The following is a 21,737-nucleotide window of genomic DNA, read 5'->3' as shown; positions in this document are numbered from 1 at the left end:
GAGGTGCGTCATGGAGTTTGTCCGGGCGCTGTCCTGCCCACTTCCGCCCGCCCGCCTCGGCTAGAGCACATCCGTTCGGCCCGGCCCCCGCCCCGTTCCCGGTGCGGCGGCCCAGCACGGCCTGAATTCGGCGCTCCCCCGGTGGGCACCCCTTGAGCTAGGAGAACCCACCAGTGCGCGAGCACGAATTCGACGAATATTCCGACGCGGTCGACTACTACCTGGACCGCACTCCGCGCCGCAGGCCGCGGTACGACGACGAACCCGCCCCCGCCCGCCGGGGACGGCTCACCGAGGCCGAGCGCGTCCGCCTCGCCCGGCTGCGCGACGACGCCTACACCGAAACCGAACTCCCCGACGGCGCCGATCGCTGGACCACCTGGGACGACGCCGACCACGGCCCAAGCCCCCGGCCGGACTGGGTGGTGACCAGCCTAGGCGCGGTCGACACCGAGCTGGGGGTGCTGAAAACCGGCAAGGAAGCCGACGTGCACCTGCTGCGCCGCAACGAACCCGGTGTCGAGGGCGTTTTGCTGGCGGCCAAGCGATACCGCTCGGACGAGCACAAACTGTTCCACCGGGACGCGGGTTATCTCGAGGGCAGGCGGATGCGCCGGTCCCGCGAGATGCGCGCGATGGCCAGCCGGTCTTCGTTCGGCCGCAACCTGATCGCCGAACAGTGGGCGGTGGCGGAGTTCGCCGCGCTCAGTCGCTTGTGGACGATCGGGGCGCCGGTGCCGTATCCGGTTCAGCGGCACGGCACCGAACTCCTGCTGGAGTTCCTCGGCGAGCCCGACGGCACCGCCGCGCCCCGGCTGGCGCAGCTGCGCCCGGAGCGAGACGAGCTGGAAGATCTGTGGGAGCAAGCTGTTTCCGCGCTGGAACTGCTCGCGACGCAGGGTCTCGGGCACGGCGACCTGTCCGCGTACAACCTGCTCGTGCACGAGGGTCAGCTGATGGTGATCGACCTGCCGCAGGTGGTCGATCTGATCGCGAACCCGCGCGGGCAGGAGTTCCTCGCCCGCGACGTCGCGAACCTGGCCGGCTGGTTCCACAGCCGCGGGCTGCCCGAGCACGTCACCGACACCGCCGACCTGGTGCGGGACCTGGCCGAGGCCGCCGGACTGGGCTGAACGCGCGGCGGCGTCGCGGGTGTGCGCCACGCCACACCTGCGACGCCGCCCACAACCCCGCACCTGGGTGCGAGGTAAAAGGCAACACTCAGGTAGAGTGTGACAAGACCGCAACGGCGGCGTGGATGAGTTGGTGTCCGTCGCCTCCATAGCCCGCAGAAGGGCTCGCGGCCATCCGAAGCAATTTCCGTCGGTGCGCCATGCCACGGCTTGGCTCACCGGGTCCGTCCCTGTGAACGCCCACTGCACACCATCTTGCCCTGCCTGCGCGCGGGCAGCCCGGGCCTCCTTGCGACGTGCCGCGTCCGAGAGGCATTTGTGACAATCACGTACGATTCCGGCCATTCCGCTCGCTCCCGCGCGAGCCGCCCCGAGCGCAAGCCGAGGCACCGGCCGGTCGGTGGAGACATGCTCCACGACGACACGGTGGAGACCCCCGCCGTCACGACTTTCGCCCAGCTGGGCCTGCCCGAGCCGCTGCTGGTGGCGCTTGCCGAGGCCGGCATCGCCGCACCGTTCCCGATCCAGTCCGCGACCATCCCGGACGCACTGGCCGGGCGCGACGTGCTGGGTCGCGCCCAGACCGGCTCCGGCAAGACGCTGGCCTTCGGCCTGGCCATCCTGGCCCGCCTCGACGGCGGCAAGGCCCGCCCGAAGCGCCCCCGCGCGCTGGTGCTGGTGCCGACCCGTGAGCTGGCCATGCAGGTGGCCGACTCGCTGACCCCGCTCGCCAAGTCGCTCGGCCTGTGGTGCCGCACCGCGGTCGGCGGCATGTCGTTCTCGCGGCAGGCGGAGTCGCTCGCCCGCGGCGTCGACCTGCTGATCGCCACCCCGGGCCGGCTGTCGGACCACGTCCGCCAGGGCACCGCCTCGCTCGGCGACTGCAACTTCATCGCGCTGGACGAGGCCGACCAGATGGCGGACATGGGCTTCATGCCGCAGGTCCGCGAGATCATGGACCTCACCCCGGCGGGCGGACAGCGGCTTTTGTTCTCCGCGACGCTGGACGGCGACGTGGACAAGCTGGTCCGCCAGTACCTGGCCGACCCGGTCACGCACTCGGTCGCGCCGTCGACCGCGAGCGTCACCACCATGGACCACCACCTGTTCCAGGTCTCGCACCCGGACAAGCAGGAGATCATCACCCGGATCGGCGCCCGCGAGGGCCGCACGATCATGTTCGTGCGCACCAAGCACCACGTGGACCGGCTCACCGAGCGGCTGCGCGAGAGCGGCGTGCACGCGGTGGCGCTGCACGGCGGCAAGACCCAGGGTCAGCGCAACCGGGTCCTCTCCGACTTCAAGGAAGGCCACGCGGCGGTCCTGGTGGCCACCGACGTCGCCGCCCGCGGCATCCACGTGGACGACATCTCGCTGGTGCTGCATGTCGACCCGGCCGCGGACCACAAGGACTACCTGCACCGCGCCGGCCGCACGGCCCGCGCCGGCGCGTCCGGCATCGTCGTCACCCTGGTGACGCACGACCAGCGGCGCACCGTCCGCCGGATGACCGACCGGGCCGGGGTCAGCGCCGAGACCAGCATGATCCGCCCGCACGACGAGGACCTCTCCCGCATCACCGGCGCCCGCGAGCCCAGCGGCGAGCCGGTGGTGGAGCGCCGCCGCGAGGCGCCGCGCCGCACCGGCGGCCGCGGCTTCGGCGGCGGAGACCGAGGCTTCAACGGCGGCGGCCGCTCCGGCGGCTACCGCGGCTCCCGCGACGGCGGCGGCTACCGCGGCCCGCGCGAGGACCGCGGCGGCTACGAAGGCCGTGGCGGGTACGACCGGGGTCCGCGCGAGGACCGTGGGTCCCGTGAGGGGCGCGGTTCGCAGGAAGGCCGGTCCTACGAGAACCGCGGCTCGAACGAAGGCGGCGCGTCCCGCGAAGGCGGTTACGCTCGCGAGGGCGGCTACGGTTCGCGCGAAGGCGGTTACTCGCGCGACAACCGCAGCAGCGGCGGCTACGGCGGCCGCGGCCGCCAGCCGCGCTTCGGCGGTTCCGGCTCCGGTTCCGGCTCCAGCTTCGGTGCCGGCCGCTCGCAGCGCCCCAGCCGCGGCCCGCGTCGCGGTCACGACGCCTGAGTAGTCTGATTTCGGAAGAACGGCCCCGCTTCGGCGGGGCCGTTTTTCGTTGCGGGGCAGAGGGGTCGGGCGGGGTTGAGGGGTTCGGGCCGGGTTTCGGACGAGGTCAGCGGGTTCGGCCGCGGCCTGAGAGTCCTGAGAGTCCGGACGCAGCTTGCGGGTTCAGCCGGAGGCGGGGGCTCCAGCCGGGTTCGGAGCTCGAGCTGGGTTCGGGGTTCGAGCCGCGTTCGGGGTTCGAGCCGCGTTCGGGGTTCGAGCCGCGTTCGGGGTTCGAGCCGCGTTCGGGGTTCGAGCTGGGTTCGGGGTTCGAGCCGCGTTCGGGGTTCGAGCTGGGTTTTGACCGCGCCCGGCACAACGCCCCGACCCGCCGCTCAGTCTCGCCGTTTCCGTTGCCCCGGCAGGCTTCCCGCCGTCCCGAGCGCAGGGGCGGCGCACCCGGTCCCCTGCCGGATGCGACACTGCCAAGGTGACTTCCACCCCGCCGCTGCCGCCCGAAAACGTCTTCGACTGGCTCGACGCCGAAGGCGAGCGGCGTGCGGAAGCCGGCCTCAGCCGCCGGATGTGGCTTCGGCCGGCGCAGCACACCGAACTCGACCTCGCCGGCGACGACTACCTCGGGCTGGCCCGCGACAAACGCGTCGCCGGTGCCGCCGCGGCGGCTGCGTTGCGGTGGGGAGCCGGTTCGACCGGGTCTCGGCTGGTCACCGGGACGACCGAGCTGCACGCCGAGCTGGAACACGAGCTTGCCCGGTTCTGCGGCGCGCAGGCCGCGCTGGTGTTCTCCTCCGGATTCACCGCGAACCTGGGCGCGGTGACCGCCCTTTCCGGTTCCGAGGCGGCGATCGTCACGGACAAGGCCGTCCACGCGTCGCTGGCCGAAGGCTGCCGCCTTTCCCGGGGAGACATCGCCGCGGTCGCACATTCGACGCCGTCGGCGATCCAGCACGCGCTGGCCACCCGGCGCAAGCCGCGGGCGCTGGTGGTCACCGAATCGGTGTTCTCCGTGGACGGCACCCTCGCGCCGCTCGGCGAGCTGGCCGGGATCTGCCGGGCGCACAGTGCCGCGCTGGTTGTCGACGACGCGCATGGCTTCGGTGTCCTCGGCGAGGGCGGCCGGGGCGCGGTGCACGCGGCGGGGCTGTCATCGGAGCCGGACGTCGTCACCACTATGACGCTCTCGAATGCCCTCGGCTCGCAAGGCGGCGCGGTGGTTGGTCCGCGCCGGGTGATCCGGCATCTCGTGGACACCGCGCGCAGCTTCGTCTTCGACGCCTCTCTCGCACCGGCCAGCGCCGCGGCCGCGCTGACGGCGTTGCAGGTGCTCAAGGCTGAGCCGGAGCTGCCGGCGAAGGTCATCAACAACGCCGGGAACCTGGCGATGGAACTGAAGAGCGCCGGCCTGCGCGTGGAACTGCCGGAAGCCGCGGTGATTTCCGTGCAGGCGCCGACGCCGGAATCCGCGACGGTCTGGGCGGAAGCCTGCGCAGAGCAAGGAATCCAGGTCGGGTTCTCCCGCCCGCCGTCCGCACCCGACGGCGTCGCCCGGCTCCGGCTGACCGCTCGCGCCGATCTGTCCGAAGCGGACATCGACCGCGCGGCGAAGGTCATCGCCGCGACCGCGCCGCGCTGACTTCGAGGCCGCTATCCCGCCCGTCGCATCGTCACGTGCGGGATCCCGTCCTCGAGAAACTCCTCGCCCTCGGCCACAAACCCGTATCGCGCATACAACCCTTGCGCGTACGTCTGCGCGTCCAGCACGAACTGCTCGCTGACCCCGTCCAGCGCGGCCGCCATCAATTCCCCGGCCAGGCCCCGGCCACGGGCGGATGCCTCCGTCACTACCCGGCCGATCCGCAGGCCGCCGCCCGGTTCGGCCAGGATCCGCAGGTAGGCCAGCACGTCCTGGTCCGCGGTCAGCCACAGATGCTGCGTCGAGGCCAGCAGGTCCCGGCCGTCCAGGTCGGCGTACACGCATTCCTGTTCCACCACGAAGACCTCCGAGCGCAATCGGAGGATCGCGTACAAGTCCGCGGCGGTCAGGTCCGGCCCGTTCGCCCGGTGCAGAGTCGTCACAGGACCCTGCTTAACACAGCCTCAGCCGAGCAGGCGCGGCTGGGACTGCGCTTCGATGTCGGAGGCATACGTCGAAACCCGCGTGTACACCCCGGGCTTGCCCGCCTTCGCGCAGCCGTCGCCGAACGACACGATGCCGATCAGGGTGTCCCCGATGACCAGCGGGCCGCCGGAATCGCCCTGGCAGGCGTCTTTGCCGCCCTCCGGGTAGCCGGCGCAGACCATGCTCGACGCGTCGTAGCTGTCGTACGCCGTCTTGCAGCCGGAATCGCTGACGAGCGGGACGTCGACGCTGCGCAGCACGTCCGAGCGCTGCCCGCCCTCGGACAGCCGGCCCCAGCCCAGCACGGTCGCCTGCGCGCCGTCCCGGTACGCCGTCTTGTCGGCGAGCTTCGCGGCGCGGTAGGGCAGCCGGCCGCGAACGGTCAGCACCGCTACGTCGGCGCCCTTGGTCGGGTCGGTGTAGTCCGGGTCGACCCAGACTCGCGCGACGGCGAGCTCGACACCGTCGTCCGTGCGCTTGTCCTGTCGTCCGGCGACCACCCGGACCGACGACGCCGGCAGCGCTTTCGCGCAGTGCGCGGCGGTCGCGACCGCGGACGGGCTGACGATCACCGCGCCGCAGAACTGCGAGCCGTTCTCGTCGGTCAGGTACACCGCGTACGGATGGTCGGCCAGCGACGATTCCGAGCCGCCGACGATCCGCGGTTCGGCATGGGAACCAGGGGCGGACGGCGCGGCGGATTCGGGCCCGGCAGCCCAGGCCGACCCGACCGGCACCGCGACCGCGGTCGCGAGCAGCGCCCCCACCGCGAGCAGGAGCGGACGGCGGAACTTCGCGGGCATGAGCTTTCCCTTCATTGGCACGACGACGGCACAGCACGGACGCGACGGGAACAGCACGAGATCGGGCGACTCCGGCGCGTGAACACTCAGCCGCGATTACCCTAAACGGAGCAGGCCCGAAACGGTGTCACTGGAATGGGTGGACTCTCCCGGGACCGGCCGCGACTGTTTAGCTGGTGGCATGCGATGGATCACGGCCGCCACGACCGGCCTGCTGACGGCCTTCCTGCTGGCCGGATGCGCCACGGCCACCTCGCCGGCGCCCCCGTCGAGCCCGCTGAGCGCGCCGTCGGCTCCGGCCAGTCCGACAGTTCCGACAACCCGGACAGCCACCACCGCACCGGCCGTCACCTGGCAGGTGGGTGCCCATCCGCTGCCGCTGCGACCGGACGGCTTCGGCGAAATCCTGCCGACTCCACCCGAACTGGTGAACCGTTCGCTGCCCACCCGCGATGTCCTGCCCCCGCCGACGAGCAGCGCCTACGACGCCAAGATCGCCGACGTGCTCAACCGCAGCACCTGGCAGGCTGCCTGCCCGGTTTCGTCGGCCGACCTCCGCTACGTGACGCTCTCCTTCTGGGGCTTCGACCGGCACCCGCACACCGGCGAACTGCTGGTCCGGAAAGATGCCGCGCCCGCGGTCGTGAAGGCGTTCAGCCAGCTCTACGCGCAGCGGTTCCCGATCGAGGAAATGCGCATCACCGGACCGTCCGAACTGGACGCGCCGCCCACCGGGGACGGCAACGACACCAGCGCGTTCGTCTGCCGTCCGGTGCGCGGGCAGAAGAACTGGTCCGCGCACGCGTACGGGCTGGCGGTGGACGTCAACCCGTTCTGCAATCCGTACACGAAGGGCGATCTCGTGCTCCCGGAGCTGGCGACGGCCTACGTCGACCGCGCCGACGTGCGACCGGGGATGGTCCTCGCGGGCGGCCCGGTCGTGCAGGCGTTCGCGCAGGCGGGCTGGCAATGGGGCGGCGCCTGGAAGTCGCCGGTGGACCGGATGCATTTCACTGCCAGCGGCGAGTGATCCGGGAACACCCGGCCGGGCGAATCGAGTTGACTACGCTGGCAGCAGACAAAACTCGGAAGGGACCGCCGTGCCGCACTATGACCTGGTGATCATCGGGACCGGATCGGGCAACTCGATCCTCGGACCGGAGTTCGCCGACCTCCGGACGGCCATCGTCGAAAAGGGCGTGTTCGGCGGGACCTGCCTCAACGTCGGGTGCATCCCGACGAAGATGTTCGTCTACGCGGCCGACGTCGCCGCGACCCCGGCAGGGAGCTCGCGGTTCGGCGTGGACGAGGAACTGACCGCGGTGCGCTGGCCGGACATCCGGGACCGGATCTTCGGCCGGATCGATCCGATCGCCGAGGGCGGCGCGGAGTACCGGAAGAACCACGAGGACAACCGCAACGTCGACGTCTACCAGGGCGAAGGCCGGTTCACCGGTAAGAAGGAGCTGAGCGTCAGCTTCGCCGACGGCCGCCCGGCCGAGGTGCTGACCGCGGACCGGTTCGTGCTCGCCGCGGGCGGCCGCCCGGTGATCCCGGACGTGCCCGGCCTGGCCGAAACCGGCTACTACACCTCCGACACGATCATGCGGCTCGACGCGTTGCCGGAACGGATTGTCGTGCTGGGCGGCGGCTACATCGCGGCCGAGTTCGCACATGTCTTCGCGTCGTTCGGCGTCGCGGTGACCGTGGTGAACCGGTCCGGCGCGCTGCTGCGGCAGGAGGACCACGACGTCAGCACGCGCTACACCGAGCTGGCCGCGCAGCGGTTCGACGTCCGACTGAACCGCAAGACTCTCCGCGCGCGGCGCACCGACAACGGCGTCGCGCTCGATCTCGAGGGCCCGCGGGGAGCGGAGATCGTCGAAGCGGACCTGATCCTGGTCGCGACCGGCCGCACGCCGAACTCGGACCTGCTCGACGTGGCCGCCACCGGCGTCGCCACCACCGAGCGCGGGCACGTCGTGGTGGACGACTACCAGCAGACGTCCGTCGAGGGTATTTACGCACTCGGCGACCTCTCGTCGCCGCTGGAACTCAAGCACGTCGCGAACCACGAGGCCCGCGTGGTGCAGCACAACCTGCTGCACCCGGACGACCGGATCAAGGCCGACCACCGGTTCGTGCCGCACGCGGTGTTCACGTCGCCGCAGGTCGCCTCGGTGGGCCTGACCGAACGCGAGGCCACCGAGCGCGGCGTGTCGTTCGTGGTTTCGAAGCAGGACTACGCCGGCATCGCCTACGGCTGGGCGATGGAGGACACCACCGGCTTCGCGAAACTGCTGGCCGACCCGGCGACCGGGCAGCTGCTCGGCGCGCACATCATCGGCCCGCAGGCGTCGACGGTGATCCAGCCGCTGATTCAGGCGATGAGCTTCGGCCTCGACGCCCGTTCGATGGCGCGCGGACAGTACTGGATCCACCCGGCGATGCCGGAGCTGATCGAGAACGCGCTGCTGAACCTGCCGCTGGACTGAGCCGGCCCTGCGGGACGGAGTGGATCACCTTCGGGATCCAGCACTGGCCAAATGTCGTGAAGGGAACATTGAGGGACTCTGAATCCCTCAATGTTCCCTTCACGACATAGCCCGCGCACCGATCAGACGAACCGGCGACGCCCCGCCAGCGCACCGAAGATCATCTGCGTAGTCATCACCACGAGCAACACGATCAGGGACACCGTCCAGCTGCCGGTCGCGTCGTGCAGCAGGCCGAAGACGAACGGCCCCACCGCCGCCAGCAGGTAGCCGAAACCCTGCGCCATCCCGGACAGCTTCGCGGTCTCCGCACCAGTCCGGGCGCGCAGCGCGATCACCGTCAGCGCCAGCGAGAACACGCTCATCCCGATGCCGAGCAGCACGCTCCACAGCAGCGGCGAGAACCCGGGCGCGACGATCAGGCCGACCATTCCCGCCGCGCCGAAGACGCCCATTCCGACGATCCACGGGCTCTGACTGTTCTGCCTCGCCGCGATCGGCGGGATCACCAGGCTGATCGGCACCGCGATCACCGAGATCAGGCCGAGCAGCAAGCCGGCGTCGGCCTTGCTGACCCCCGCGTCGATGAACACCTGAGGCAGCCAGCCCATCACGATGTAGGCGATGAACGACTGCAGGCCGAAGAAGATCGTCACGATCCAGGCGAGCGGGCTGCGCAGCAGCGAACGACCGGCCGCGGAACCAGCGGCGGGGCGCGGCTGACGGCCGGTGCCGCGCGAAGCGATCAGCCACGCGCCCAGCGCGATCACTGCCAGCACCGCCCACGATCCCAGTGCGGCGCGCCAGCCGCCGAGGGCCGGTTCCAGCGCCGGGGTCACCGCCGAGCCCGCCGCGCCGCCGCCCTGCAGGGCGGCGGTGTAGACGCCGGTCATCAGGCCGACTCGCGCCGGGAACGAATCCTTGATGACCACCGGGATGAGCACGTTGACGAGCGCGATGCCGGCGGTGGCGACGAGCGTGCCGCCGAGCACGACGTACGGGCCGTCGACCACGCGGATCACCAGGCCGGCGGTCAGCACCGCCAGCGCGAGCCCGATCGCCGGGCCGATGCCCATCCGGCGCGCCAGCATCGGCGCGGCCAGGCCGGCACCCGCGAAGCACAGGCCGGGAATGGTGGTCAAGATGCTCGCCCACACCGCGGACGCGCCGAGGCCGTTGCGCATCTCCGCGAGCAGCGGCCCGATGCTGGTGATCGCCGGGCGCAGATTCATCGCCGTGAGCACCACGGCGACCGCCAGCAGCGCACCACCGGCCACGACGCCGGGCCGACGGCCGGCGGGCACCTCTTCCTCGATGGCGCCTTCCAGCTCCAGTTCGAGCCGGTCGGAATATGAGGCGGTGGGCACAGCGGCGTCTCGGGAGTCGGCGGGCATGTGCGCTACTATCGCATACATAGGATGATTGGATGAAGGGATCAGGCTGTGCCGTTGGCCACCACCCGCCGCACCGGACTCGTCGACCAGGTCATCGACCAGCTGCGCGAGGCGGTCAGTGCCGGGGAATGGCCGATCGGGCACCGGATCCCGACCGAGCCGGTGCTGTCCGCGCAGCTGGGCGTCGGGCGGAACACGGTCCGGGAGGCGGTGCGCGCCCTCGCGCACACCGGGATCCTGGAAGTCCGTCAGGGCGATGGCACGTACGTGCGCGCGACCAGCGAGGTGTCCGGCGCGATCCGCCGGCTGTGCAGCACTGAGCTGCGCGAGGTGCTGCACGTGCGCCGTCTGCTGGAGGTGGAAGGCGCGCGGCTGGCCGCGACCGCCCGCACCGACGAAGACCTCGCCGAACTGCGCGGCCTGCTCGACCAGCGCGACGCGGACTGGGAGGCTGGCCTGCGCGACGAGTTCGCTCGCAACGACGCCGAGTTCCACTTGGCGGTGGTGCGGTGCGGGCACAACGGGCTGCTGCTGGAGCTGTACCGCGGCCTGATGGAAGCGATCACCGCGAGCGTGGCGTCCACTTCGGACAACCCGGAGCACGCGGAGATGATCCGGCACCGTGACCTGGTGGAAGCGATCGAGGCGCGCGACGCCGACCGGGCGGCCGCCGAGGCGGCCGGTTTCCTGGACGAGCTGATCGCCCGCGCCGAAAACCTGTAGAAGCCAGTGAAGGGCCCCTGGAGGGAATCTGAATCCCTCGAGGGGCCCTTCGCGGACAGTCTTGCCGGGGACGCGGTTACGGCAGGGTCAGAATCTCCGCGCCGTTCGCGGTGACCACCAGCGTGTGCTCGAACTGGGCGGTCCACTTCTTGTCTTTGGTGGTGACCGTCCAGTCGTCGTCCCACACGTCGTAGTCGATGGTGCCGAGGGTGATCATCGGCTCGATCGTGAAGGTCATGCCTTCCTCGATCAGCGTCTGCACCGACGGCTCCTCGTAGTGCAGGACGGTCGGCGGGGTGTGGAAGGCCGGGCCGACGCCGTGCCCGGTGAAGTCGCGGACCACGCCGTAACCGAAGCGCTTCGCGTACGCCTCGATGACGCGGCCGATCACGTTCAGCTGGCGCCCCGGACGGACCGCCTTGATCGCTCGCGCGGTCGCCTCGCGGGTGCGCTCGACCAGCAGCCGCACCTCCTCGGAGACGTCGCCGGCGAGGAACGTCGCGTTCGTGTCGCCGTGCACGCCGCCGATGTACGCCGTCACGTCGATGTTGCAGATGTCGCCGTCCTCGATCACCGTCGAGTCCGGGATGCCGTGGCAGATCACCTCGTTCAGCGAGGTGCAGCAGGACTTCGGGAAGCCGCGGTAGCCCAGCGTCGACGGGTACGCGCGGTGGTCGAGCAGGAACTCGTGCACGACCTTGTCGATGTCGTCGGTGGTGGCGCCCGGCTTGACCGCCTTGCCGCCCTCTTCGAGCGCCTGCGCGGCGATCTTCGACGCGACCCGCATCGCCTCGATCACCTCGGGCGTGCGCACCCCGTTGCCGGTGTCCCGTTTCGGCGCCGGCCGGTCCACGTATTCGGGGCGGGCGATGTCGGCGGGGACGGCACGGCGCGGCGTCTGGACGCCGGGCTTCAACGGGGCGCGAACGGACATGTACTCCAGACTACGACGTCTCGGAGCCTGCTCAGAACAGCACCGTCGCGTACTGCCCGACCTGCTGGAACCCGATCCGCCGATACGCGGCGAGCGCGGGCGCGTTGAACGCGTTCACGTACAGGCTGGCGGTGCGGCCGAGCCCGTGCACCAGCCGGTTCACCACCGCGGCGGTGCCCGCGGTGCCGAGACCGCTGCCGCGCCGGTCCGGATGCACCCAGACGCCCTGGATCTGCCCGACCCGGGCGGACATCGCGCCGATCTCGGCCTTGAACACGACTTCGCCGTCCTCGAACCGGGCGAACGCGCGACCGGCGGAGATCAGCTCGCTGACCCGGGCGCGGTAACTGGCTCCCCCGTCCCCCGCGCGCGGGTCGACGCCGACCTCTTCGATGAACATCGCGACGGCGGCCGGGAGGTACCGGTCGAGTTCGTGCGGGCGGACGGTTCGGACGTGCGGGTCCGGAGCCACCAGCGGGTCGCCGTCCAGCGCCATCAGGGGCTGGTCGCCGCGGACCTCGCGGGCCGGCCCCCATTCGGCGGAAAGCTCGTCCCAGAGGCCGAGTACCTGGGGAGCGGGGCCGACCAGGGACGAGCATCTGCGCTGGCGGCGGAGGGCTCGGTCAGCGAAGGAGCGCAAGGCGGAGGCGTTGCCGCGCAACGGGATCAGGTTCGGCCCGGCGAAGCAGAGGCCCTGCAGGCGGCCAGCGCGGGCGGGGCGGGAATCGGCGGCCCAGAGCTCGCCGCCAAGACGCCACGGGTCGAGGCCGGCCGCCTCGACCCGGGCGCTGACCATGCAGCTGCCCACTGGATCGGCGGCCAGTGCTGCGCGCACCGCCGGATAGTCCCGATCATCGAGCAGCCGTGCACCTGCAAGCCGCAACACAGGGTCCAGAGTGCCAGATGAACCGGATGAACGGAACGCGAGCCCGGCGACACGCTCAGAGGAACTGGTCCAGGGACCTGAATGGCGGAGCCAGCTTCTCGGGCGGCCTCCTGTCGCGCGGCGGGCTCGGCAGGGGCCGCTCCGCCTGAACTGGCCTGGGCAGCCGGGTCCCGGACGCCGGGTTGGGTGTCCCGGGCTCCGGACTCCGGGCTCCGGGGCTCCCGGCTCCGGGGCTCCGGGTTAGGGCTCCGGGTTGGGTGTCCCGGGCTCCGGGTTGGGGCTCGGGGGCTCGGGGGCTCCGGACTCCGGGGCTCCGGAGCCCCGGGGCTCCCGGCTCCGGGTTAGGGCTCCAGGCTCCGGTGCTCCGGGTCAAGTCCGTGAAGGGGCCCCTGACGGAATCTAAGTCCCTCAAGGGGCCCCTCACGGACGCCGAGCAGGGATCCAGATCCCTCAAGGGGCCCCTCACAGACCCTGAGCAGGCATCCAAATCCGCGAACGGGCCCTTCACGGACTCCGAGCCGGAATCTCAAGTACGTCACGGACCCGCTCGGGCGGTGCCTAGGGCCAGCGCGGGGTGAGGTGCAGCAGGCGCGAGGCGTGCGGGGCCAGGGTGGCCGTGAAGCTGTCCCGGCTTACGCCGAGGTTCCGGTGTGTCCACAGGTCTCGGACCTCGGCGGAGCCGGTCAGGCCCAGGTCCTTGAACGCGGCGGTCACCGGGGCTTCGGCCGAGCCCAGGTTGAACAGAGCCACCGTGATCCCGCCGTGGCCATCGCGGCTGAACCACACCTGCTGTTGCGTTTCCTGCGATACCGGACTCGCCGGGCGGCCCGCCTGGTCTACCGCGATCACCTCGCGGTTCGTCAGCAGCTTCAGGTCCTCCGGATCCATTTTGGTCAAGTCGGTCCCGAGCAGCAGCGGCGAAGATTCGATCGCCCACAGCGTGATCATGCTTCGCCGCTCGTCCGGCGTGATGCCGTTCGCGTCGCCGTTGCCGACCTCGATCGAGTCCAGGTCGTTCCAGTGGCCGGGGCCGGCGTAGCTCGTCCACTGGGGAGCATCGGCGAAGCGGAGCTTCACCCGTACGTCCCAGTTCGTCAGGCCGACGCAGTGCGAGTAGCACTCGATGTCGCCCTCGATGCGCCAGCCGTTGCTGTAGCGCTGCCAGGTCGCGGCCTCGTCGATGCTCAGCGAGTTCGACAGTTCCAAGTGGATCGGGCGGCGGGTCTCGCCAATCGCCGCGTGCCACTGCTGGATGTCTTCCCGGTTGTCCGCCTTGATCCGGCCGCCGCCGGGTCCCACGAAGTCCATCTTGACGTAGTCGACGCCCCACGAAGCCAGCTGCCGGGCCTGCGAGCGGACGTACGCGGCCGCGCCCGGCTTGGTGAAGTCGAGTTTCGCGGATTTGTCGTCGGCGGTGTTGCCCGCGCCGGGCGCGACGATGTCGTGGACGCGGTACGGCGTGCCTTCGATCGGCGAATCGGCGGCGACCGCCTGCGCGGGGACGCCGGGCACCAGGTAGATCCCGAACTTCAGGCCGCGTTGGTGCAGGTAGCGCGCCAGCGACGCGATGCCGCTGGGGAACTTCTTCGGGTCCGGGGCGACCCGGCCGTACTCGTCGACGTGGTCGGTCCAGCCGGCGTCGATGTTGAGGTACCGGTAGCCGTAGGCGGCCAGGTGGTCGTGCATCGCGTCGGCTTGCGCCTTGATCGTCTGCTCGGTGAACTGCCGGCGGAGCGCGCTCCAGCTGCTCCAGCCCATCGGCGGGGTCTTCGCCACTGGCACCCACGAATCGATCGACTGGCTGTCCGCGGCTGCGGCCGTCCCGGCCAGCGACCCGGCCAGCACGGCCATCGCCGCGGCCAGGAACCCGATCCGACTCCGTCTCATCGCGACCACCTCTCCCAAGGATCGCTTCGTTGTACGCCCGCCCGACCAGCAGCAGCAATGATTCATCCGATCACTGACCGGTAATCGGGACTAAGCCGTCCGACCGTATCAAGGCTGTTCACCAGTGTGAATGGCCAATAATCCCGACTGGCGCACTCGACAGCGTCGCAGATAGATCCTATCTTTCTCTCGGCGCGGGCACGCGTCGTTCACTGGCGAACACGGAGGTCCCGGATGAAGCTCAGAAGACCATCGCGCCCGGGCGGCAGGCGCGCCTTCGGGCTCGCCGTCGCGGCGCTGACCGCCACCGCGCTGCTCCCCGCCGGGGTAGCCGCCGCGTGGCCGGGCAGCCAGGACGTGTACGTCTCGCCGTGGGGCAATGACTTCGGTTCCGGTGCCGTCTGGTCGCCGGTGCGTACGCTGCCCCGCGCACAGCAGCTCGTCCGGCAGCGCGCCGCCCACCTCAACGCCGACCTGACCGTGCACGTCGCGTCCGGCACCTACCGGCTCGACCAGCCGCTCGTGCTGGACGCGTCCGACTCCGGTTCCCCCGGCCACCGCGTGATCTGGCAGGGCTCGCCGGGAACCGTGGTCAGCGGCGGCAAGCAGGTCACTGGCTGGCGCCCGGTCGCCGGCCGTCCCGGCTTGTACTCCGCGCCGGCTCCGGCCGGACTGGACAACACCCGTCAGCTGTACGTCGACGGGGCTCGCGCGCAGCGGGCGTCAGGGCGGCTTCCAGTGACCGTCAAGGCGACCGAGACCGGCTACACGGCTTCTTCGGATGCCCTCGCGCACTGGCGCAACCCGAGCGACCTCGAACTGGTGTACACCGGCGGCGAGGGTCTGTGGAACGTCGGGCGCAGCGGCCTGGGCCAGTGGACCGAACCGCGCTGCCCGATCGCGTCCGCGCAGGGCACCACCATCACCATGGCGCAGCCGTGCTGGGACAACTCGACGAAACGGCTCATGTTCGCCGACATCCCCGGCCGGTCGGTCAACATGGTCGGTCCCGGCGATCTCACCAACGGGCGGCAGCCGTCGTACGTCGAGAACGCCTTCGAGCTGCTCGACACCCCGGGCGAGTGGTACCTCGACCGCTCCGCGCGCCGCGTCTACTACCTGCCGCGAAAGGGCGAGAACCTGAACCGCGCCGACGTCGAACTGCCCGCACTGGAGAAGCTCGTCGACGGCCGCGGCACCGCCGAGAAACCGATCCACGACATCTCTTTCCGCGGCATCCAGTTCTCCTACGCGACCTGGCTCGGACCGTCGTCGCCGGAAGGCTTCTCCGAAATCCAGGCCGGCTACCAGATCACCGGCGAGCGCGGCTGGGCCACGCAGGGCCTGTGCCAGTTCACCCCGGGCGGCGCCTGCCCGTACGCGGACTGGACGAAGGAGCCCGGCAACGTCTCGATATCGCACGGGCAGCGCGTCGAGTTCAGCGACAGCGTGTTCGCGCACCTCGGCGGGGCTGGGCTGGACCTCGGCGAGGGCGCGCAGGACAGCACCGTGTCCGACAGCGTATTCACCGATATTTCCGGCAACGGCGTCGAAATCGGCGGCGTCAGCAAGCCGAACGCCGGCGGCGCGGACGTGACCGCGCGGGTCAAGGTGACCAACAACCACCTGTACGGAATGCCCCGCGAGTTCACCGGCGGCGTCCCGATCGTCAACGGGTACTCACAGAGCAACGTCATCTCGCACAACCAGATCGACCATGTCGCCTACTCCGGCATCTCGATGGGCTGGGGCGGCTGGCCGGACAAGATCAAGCAGGCCGCGACGGCGAACGTCTCGCGCGACAACGTGGTTTCGAACAACCTGATCCACGACTACATGCTGTCGCTGGACGACGGCGGCGGCATCTACACCCAGGGCATCACCGGCCCGTCGCAGGCCGACGGCGAGAAGGTCACCGGTAACGTCATCCACGATCAGTGGGGCCTCGGCAAGTCCGTCTACACCGACAACGGCTGCACCTACGAAACCGTTTCCGGCAACGTGCTCTACAACGCGGCCTACGCGAACGTCGCCTCGACGCACGTGGACTACCGCGACTCGCTTGGCAACAACGACCCGACCGTCATCTCCGGCAACTACTGGGAGCAAGGCGATCCGGACGGCAACATCAAGGGCGTTCTCACCCAGGGCAACCACCTGCTGAGCAACCCGGCCGCGGCCCCGAAGTCCATTGTGGACAACGCGGGCATCGAACCGTCCCACCGCGGGGTGCTGTCCCGCCGGGTCGACGGGGGGTCCGCACCGCAGGCTCCGACTCGCATCGGCACGTTCGCGGTTTCCGGCGCGCTGTACGTCACCTGGAACCCGACCGTCGCGGAAAACGGCGCTCCGGTGAAGGATTACCTCCTCACCGCCTCGGACGGCAAGCAGACCGTCACCTCGACGGTGTCCGCGAAGGACTTCAAGCGCACCGGGTACACGATGATCCCGGGCCTGACCGACGGGAAGTCGTACACGGTCACGGTCGCCGCGCGCAACGTGTTCGGCACCGGCATGCCGTCCCTGCCGTCCGCCGCGGTCACCGTCGCGCAGCCGGGCAGCACGCCCGCCGGCGTGGTGACCAAGACGAAGGCGCTGCCCAGCTCCGACGCGGTGAGCCTGCACTGGGCGCCGCCCGCGGAGAACGGGTCCGCGCCGGTGATCAGCTACCGGATCACGGTGTCCGACGGCCGCACCATCGAGGCGACCGGCCGCGACACGATCGTCAGCCAGCCCACCCAGAAGGGCATGACCCGCGTGGTGGACGGACTCAAGCCCGGCACGGCGTACACCTTCACCATCGCCCCCGTCACCGGGATCGGCGTCGGCCCGGCGGTGACCGTGCAGACCACCACCGTCACCGGATGATCCGGTGACCGGCGCGCGGCGGCCCCTCCCCTTCGCCACCGCGCGCCGGTCACCTCCCGATTTCCGGCCGCGGCAACCGGTTACCGCAGCCGGAACGCTCTCCGGTACGCCCCCGGCGTCGTCCCGACCCGCGCCCGGAACCGGCGGCGCAGATTCACCGCCGACGCCAGCCCGACCCGCGCCGCGATCGCGTCGACCGGCAGTTCGGTTTCCTCCAGCAGCCGCCTCGCCTCGGCCACGCGGCGGGCCAGCAGCCACGCGCCCGGACTCGTCCCGAGCTGCTCGGCGAACCGGCGGGCCAGCGTCCGAGGGGAAATCCTGAGCCAGGCGGCCAACGCCTCCACTGACAGCGGGGTTTCCAGCCGCTGTCCGGCCCACTCCAGCAGACCGTCCAATGTGTCCGCGGGCGCCTGCGGCGGCGCGTACTGGACTTGCCCGCCTTCGCGATGCGTCGGCAGCACCATGTGCCGCGCGACCAGCGCCGCGTGCGCCGCACCGTGGTCACGCCGGACCAGATGCAGGCACAGATCGATCCCCGCGCCGGCACCGGCGCTGGTGGCGACGTCGCCGTGGTCCAGGTAAAGCACATCCGGCTCCACCCGTACCTCCGGGAATTCCCGCTGCAGCCGCTCGGCCCGCGCCCAGTGCGTCGTCGCGGACCGGCCGTCCAGCAGTCCGGTCTGGGCCAGCGCGAACACGCCGGAGCAGATGGTCACCAGACGTGCGCCGCGTTCGTGCGCGCGCAGCAGCGCCTTGCGCACTCGCGGAGACAACGGCGTTTCGACCGGGAGCCAGCCCGGGATGAGGATCGTGTCGGCGGTTTTGAGCGCCGCCAATCCATTGGACACATGCATCGGGTACCCGGCCGACGTCGGGACCGGACCGGGATTCTCGGTGCACACGTCGAATTCGTAGTGCTGCGGCACGCCTTCGCGGACGGTGCCGAATACCTCCGCGCCGCAGCCGAGTTCGAACGTCGACTGCACCGGACGCACCAGAGCCATCACGCGATGCATGGCAAGAAAGTACCTGAGGATGTCTTTCCTGTCTCTGTGCTTCCCGCACCGGCCTCGCCAAGCTGACTGTCATGCACCCTGAAATCCTTGCTCAGCCGGGGTATACGGCGATCCGGACCGACGACGCCCCGGTGAAAGAACTGTTCCCCGGCATCCGGTTGCGCCCGCTGTGGACCGGCGAGAACGGCGCGCACGCGAACGTGGTCGAGTTCGACCCGGGCAGCTCGTGGCCGGAACGCGACCTGCACGAACCCGGGCCAGAAGAGGTTTTCGTCGTGTCCGGCGTCTTCCACGACGGCGCGCGGGATTATCCGGCCGGGACTTTCTTGCACGCACCGGGCGGATCCTGGCACGTCCCGGCCTCGGCGACCGGATGCACACTGTTCGTGTTCTATCCGGAGGGTTGAAAACCGCGAACGTATGCGCGCCGCTGCCAACGTCGTGCCACCCCAAGCTGATCTCGCCCCCGCCTGCGCGCACCCCAATGTGGCATTGGGTACATCTCACGCACCCAATGCGGCATTCGGTGCATCTCACGCACCCAATGTGGCATTGGGTGCACCCCACGCACCCAATGTGGCATTGGGGCGCAGGCCGCGGCCGCGGTGCACGGCGAGGGGGAGGTCTTCCTGGGCGTAGCCGACATAGCGCGTGACCAGCCCCCGCAGCACCGGGTGCGGCGGACGGGCGGCCCAGCTGTGACTCACGCGACCAGGCTAGCCCGGAAGCAGCCGGATTCTGCTACCACGGGAGAGCTCGTCCCCACCGCGACAGGAGATCCGCCATGACGATCCAGGAGCAGGCGCAGCAGCTGGAACTGCTGGCCGACCAGGTGCCTACCGGCATCGCCCTCGCCACGAAGGGCGAACTGGAGGACCTCCAGGCCCAGGTACTCGGCCTGCTGGGCGAAACCGGCTCCGCGACGGCCATCCAGGGCGCGGTCCAGCTCGCGTTGCGGCAGATCGACGAGGTGGCGGCGTCGCTGGAGAACGTGCGCATCCAGATCCGGGAGGCCGCGCAACACCACCTGCGAGGCTGACCGGCCATGACCAGCTGGACCGAAGAACGAGCCGCCCTGCTGACCGCGCACGCCCGGGGCTTCGCGGAAACCGCGCTGACCAACGTCGTGCGCGAGTACCCGCACTACGAAAGCCATTGGCGCGTTGACGACCGCCCGGTTCCCGCCATCCGTCAGCTGCACCCGTGCTTCTACGGCAGCTTCGACTGGCATTCGTGCGTCGAGATGTTCTGGGTACTGGCGCGGTTGCTGCGCAGGCACTCCGATCTGGTCCCGGCCGCGGAGATCCGCGAGTTCCTCAACGGACACCTGACCGCACCAGCGTTGGCAGCCGAGGCCGGGTACTTCGCTCCGGATCACCACCGGACGACGCAGCGCCCGTACGGCTGGTCCGCGCTGCTGGCCTTGACGATGGAGACGGTCGGCTGGGACGACCCGGATGCCGCTCGATGGTGCGCCGCGCTGCAATCGCTGAGCGCGGTGTTCGTGGAGCGTTTTCTGGAATGGCTGCCACGGGCTGGGTATCCGTGCCGGTACGGGCTGCATGCGAACAGTGCGTTCGGCCTCTCGCGCACGCTGCCCTATGCCCAGTGGCTAGCCGCTCGCGGGGAGCCGGGATTGCTGGAGGTTGTTACCGAGACGGCGCTGCGCTGGTTTGGCTCAGACCGGGACTACCCCGGTGCTTGGGAGCCTTCTGGGGCGGACTTCCTGTCCCCCGCGTTGGCGGAGGCGGAGCTGTTGAGCCAGTTGCTTCCAGCGGGCGACTTCCGTGCCTGGTTGGACGACTTCCTGCCCGGTCCGTCGCCCGCGGCACTGTTCACCCCGGCGGAAGTGACCGATTCTTCCGACGGCCTGACGGCTCACCTGCACGGACTCAACCTGCACCGGGCTTGGTGCTGGCAACGCATCGCGCAGGCCTTGCCCGCCCCGCGCGCCGCCCTGGAGGAAGCTTCCCGCGCCCACGCGCACGCGGCATTGCCACAGGTCACGGGCGGCCCGTACGCCGTCGAGCATTTCCTGGCTTATTACGCCTTGCTCTTGCTCAGCGACGCCTGAGCCCGCCCGGAACGTCGTGAAGGGAACATTGAGGGACTCAGAGTCCCTCAATGTTCCCTTCACGGACCACAAGCTCACCCCACGGTGACGCTGGGCGCACCCTCGCCGATCGTCTCGCCGGACTCCTCCGCGATGCGCATCGCCTCTTCGATCAGCGTCTCCACGATCGCGTGCTCCGGGACCGTCTTGATGACCTCGCCCTTCACGAAAATCTGGCCCTTGCCGTTCCCGGACGCCACCCCGAGGTCCGCCTCCCGCGCCTCGCCGGGCCCGTTGACCACGCAGCCCATCACGGCGACCCGCAGCGGGACCTCCATGCCCTCCAGACCGGCCGTGACCTGGTCCGCCAGGGTGTACACGTCCACCTGCGCGCGTCCGCACGACGGGCACGACACGATCTCCAGCTTGCGCGGCCGGAGGTTCAGCGACTGCAGGATCTGCGTCCCGACCTTGACCTCTTCCACCGGCGGCGCGGACAGCGACACCCGGATCGTGTCGCCGATGCCCTGCCGCAGCAGCGCGCCGAACGCGACCGCCGACTTGATCGTCCCCTGGAAGGCCGGGCCGGCCTCGGTCACGCCGAGGTGCAGCGGGTAGTCGCACTGCTGCGCCAGGATCTCGTACGCACGCACCATCACGACCGGGTCGTTGTGCTTCACCGAGATCTTGATGTCGTGGAAATCATGCTCCGCGAACAGCGACGCTTCCCACAGCGCCGACTCCGCCAGCGCCTCGGGCGTCGCCTTGCCGTACTTCTCCAGCAGGCGCTTGTCCAGCGAACCCGCGTTCACGCCGATCCGGATCGGGGTGCCGTGGTCCTTCGCGGCCTGCGCGATCTCCTTGACCTGGTCGTCGAACTTCCGGATGTTGCCCGGGTTCACGCGCACCGCCGCACAGCCCGCCTCGATCGCGGCGAACACGTACTTCGGCTGGAAGTGGATGTCCGCGATCACCGGGATCTGGGACTTCTTCGCGATCGCGGGCAGCGCCTCGGCGTCGTCCGCGGACGGGCACGCGACGCGCACGATGTCGCAGCCGGCCGCGGTCAGTTCGGCGATCTGCTGCAGGGTCGCGTTCACGTCCGACGTCAGGGTCGTCGTCATCGACTGCACCGAGATCGGGTGGTCGCTGCCGACCCCGACCGGGCCCACCATCAGCTGGCGGGTCTTGCGGCGCTCGGCGAGAACGGGCGGGGGCAGAGCGGGCATACCTAGCGCGACGGTCACACATCCAGCGTACCCACATCGCCCCGGCCCGCTTCAACGAAGTCAGCCGTCGCGGTGAGCAGCGTTACGCCCGGTCGGGCCGCTCCCGGCCGCGCCGTGC

The 21,737-nt window shown here is 70.4% G+C and carries 19 protein-coding genes; 10 read left to right on the top strand and 9 right to left on the bottom strand.

Annotation, left to right across the window (positions count from 1 at the left end; genetic code table 11):
• Nucleotides 1–173: 173 nt before the first annotated feature.
• The 3 genes from AMYBE_RS0101515 to AMYBE_RS0101505 all read left to right on the top strand — a co-directional run bounded on the left by AMYBE_RS0101515 (nt 174) and on the right by AMYBE_RS0101505 (nt 4,845).
• Nucleotides 174–1,133: a serine protein kinase RIO gene (locus AMYBE_RS0101515; protein WP_020657560.1), complete on the top strand. Its 960-nt coding sequence runs from the start codon at nt 174–176 to the stop codon at nt 1,131–1,133.
• 318 nt (nt 1,134–1,451) lie between these two features.
• Nucleotides 1,452–3,215: a DEAD/DEAH box helicase gene (locus AMYBE_RS0101510; RefSeq protein ID WP_027927277.1), complete on the top strand. Its 1,764-nt coding sequence runs from the start codon at nt 1,452–1,454 to the stop codon at nt 3,213–3,215.
• Nucleotides 3,216–3,681: 466 nt separating this feature from the next.
• Nucleotides 3,682–4,845 (top strand): 8-amino-7-oxononanoate synthase, encoded by a 1,164-nt coding sequence (locus AMYBE_RS0101505; RefSeq protein ID WP_020657558.1) that lies wholly within the window; start codon nt 3,682–3,684, stop codon nt 4,843–4,845.
• Between the two features lie 11 nt (nt 4,846–4,856).
• On the opposite strand, the gene AMYBE_RS0101500 is transcribed toward AMYBE_RS0101505, so the two are convergent.
• Nucleotides 4,857–5,288, bottom strand: a complete 432-nt coding sequence (locus AMYBE_RS0101500; protein WP_020657557.1) for a GNAT family N-acetyltransferase — start codon at nt 5,286–5,288, stop codon at nt 4,857–4,859.
• Between the two features lie 21 nt (nt 5,289–5,309).
• Nucleotides 5,310–6,134: a S1 family peptidase gene (locus tag AMYBE_RS0101495; protein WP_020657556.1), complete on the bottom strand. Its 825-nt coding sequence runs from the start codon at nt 6,132–6,134 to the stop codon at nt 5,310–5,312.
• A 181-nt stretch (nt 6,135–6,315) separates the two neighbouring features.
• Here AMYBE_RS0101495 and AMYBE_RS0101490 point away from each other — a divergent pair, with 181 nt between their 5' ends.
• Nucleotides 6,316–7,164 (top strand): M15 family metallopeptidase, encoded by an 849-nt coding sequence (locus tag AMYBE_RS0101490; protein WP_020657555.1) that lies wholly within the window; start codon nt 6,316–6,318, stop codon nt 7,162–7,164.
• A gap of 70 nt (nt 7,165–7,234) precedes the next feature.
• On the top strand, nt 7,235–8,629 hold the full coding sequence (locus AMYBE_RS0101485) for a mycothione reductase (protein ID WP_020657554.1): 1,395 nt from the start codon (nt 7,235–7,237) through the stop codon (nt 8,627–8,629).
• A 122-nt stretch (nt 8,630–8,751) separates the two neighbouring features.
• Here the strand turns inward: AMYBE_RS0101485 and AMYBE_RS0101480 are convergent, their stop codons facing one another.
• Nucleotides 8,752–10,023 carry a CynX/NimT family MFS transporter gene (locus tag AMYBE_RS0101480; RefSeq protein WP_051124619.1) on the bottom strand — a complete coding sequence of 424 codons (1,272 nt, stop codon included), beginning with the start codon at nt 10,021–10,023 and terminating at the stop codon, nt 8,752–8,754.
• A 48-nt stretch (nt 10,024–10,071) separates the two neighbouring features.
• Between AMYBE_RS0101480 and AMYBE_RS0101475 the strand changes: the two genes are divergently transcribed.
• Nucleotides 10,072–10,746, top strand: a complete 675-nt coding sequence (locus AMYBE_RS0101475; RefSeq protein ID WP_020657552.1) for a FadR/GntR family transcriptional regulator — start codon at nt 10,072–10,074, stop codon at nt 10,744–10,746.
• A gap of 76 nt (nt 10,747–10,822) precedes the next feature.
• Here AMYBE_RS0101475 and map read toward each other — a convergent pair whose 3' ends face one another.
• The 3 genes from map to AMYBE_RS0101460 form a co-directional block, all read right to left on the bottom strand.
• On the bottom strand, nt 10,823–11,680 hold the full coding sequence (gene map, locus AMYBE_RS0101470; RefSeq protein WP_020657551.1) for a type I methionyl aminopeptidase: 858 nt from the start codon (nt 11,678–11,680) through the stop codon (nt 10,823–10,825).
• Between the two features lie 31 nt (nt 11,681–11,711).
• Nucleotides 11,712–12,566: a GNAT family N-acetyltransferase gene (locus AMYBE_RS0101465; RefSeq protein ID WP_020657550.1), complete on the bottom strand. Its 855-nt coding sequence runs from the start codon at nt 12,564–12,566 to the stop codon at nt 11,712–11,714.
• Nucleotides 12,567–13,124: 558 nt separating this feature from the next.
• Nucleotides 13,125–14,453, bottom strand: coding sequence for a glycoside hydrolase family 27 protein (locus AMYBE_RS0101460; protein WP_211226789.1), 1,329 nt, complete (start codon nt 14,451–14,453; stop codon nt 13,125–13,127).
• A gap of 234 nt (nt 14,454–14,687) precedes the next feature.
• On the opposite strand from AMYBE_RS0101460, the gene AMYBE_RS0101455 reads away from it, so the two are divergent.
• Nucleotides 14,688–17,321, top strand: coding sequence for a fibronectin type III domain-containing protein (locus AMYBE_RS0101455; RefSeq protein WP_020657548.1), 2,634 nt, complete (start codon nt 14,688–14,690; stop codon nt 17,319–17,321).
• Nucleotides 17,322–17,401: 80 nt separating this feature from the next.
• Here the strand turns inward: AMYBE_RS0101455 and AMYBE_RS0101450 are convergent, their stop codons facing one another.
• Nucleotides 17,402–18,337 carry a GlxA family transcriptional regulator gene (locus AMYBE_RS0101450; protein WP_020657547.1) on the bottom strand — a complete coding sequence of 312 codons (936 nt, stop codon included), beginning with the start codon at nt 18,335–18,337 and terminating at the stop codon, nt 17,402–17,404.
• Between the two features lie 71 nt (nt 18,338–18,408).
• Here AMYBE_RS0101450 and AMYBE_RS0101445 point away from each other — a divergent pair, with 71 nt between their 5' ends.
• Nucleotides 18,409–18,744, top strand: a complete 336-nt coding sequence (locus AMYBE_RS0101445; protein ID WP_027927274.1) for a cupin domain-containing protein — start codon at nt 18,409–18,411, stop codon at nt 18,742–18,744.
• Between the two features lie 126 nt (nt 18,745–18,870).
• On the opposite strand, the gene AMYBE_RS45980 is transcribed toward AMYBE_RS0101445, so the two are convergent.
• Nucleotides 18,871–19,044 carry a hypothetical protein gene (locus AMYBE_RS45980; protein WP_245573139.1) on the bottom strand — a complete coding sequence of 58 codons (174 nt, stop codon included), beginning with the start codon at nt 19,042–19,044 and terminating at the stop codon, nt 18,871–18,873.
• Between the two features lie 77 nt (nt 19,045–19,121).
• Between AMYBE_RS45980 and AMYBE_RS0101440 the strand changes: the two genes are divergently transcribed.
• Nucleotides 19,122–19,376, top strand: coding sequence for a hypothetical protein (locus AMYBE_RS0101440; protein WP_020657545.1), 255 nt, complete (start codon nt 19,122–19,124; stop codon nt 19,374–19,376).
• A 6-nt stretch (nt 19,377–19,382) separates the two neighbouring features.
• Complete coding sequence (locus AMYBE_RS0101435; RefSeq protein ID WP_020657544.1) at nt 19,383–20,411, top strand: DUF2891 domain-containing protein; 1,029 nt, start codon at nt 19,383–19,385, stop codon at nt 20,409–20,411.
• 74 nt (nt 20,412–20,485) lie between these two features.
• Here AMYBE_RS0101435 and ispG read toward each other — a convergent pair whose 3' ends face one another.
• Nucleotides 20,486–21,637, bottom strand: coding sequence for a flavodoxin-dependent (E)-4-hydroxy-3-methylbut-2-enyl-diphosphate synthase (gene ispG, locus AMYBE_RS0101430; protein ID WP_027927272.1), 1,152 nt, complete (start codon nt 21,635–21,637; stop codon nt 20,486–20,488).
• Nucleotides 21,638–21,737: the final 100 nt, after the last annotated feature.

It is taken from the genome of Amycolatopsis benzoatilytica AK 16/65 (assembly GCF_000383915.1).
Taxonomy (GTDB): Bacteria; Actinomycetota; Actinomycetes; order Mycobacteriales; family Pseudonocardiaceae; genus Amycolatopsis; species Amycolatopsis benzoatilytica.
The sequence above is the reverse complement of the archived record's forward strand: the minus strand, read 5'-3'. Positions and strand labels throughout refer to the sequence as shown.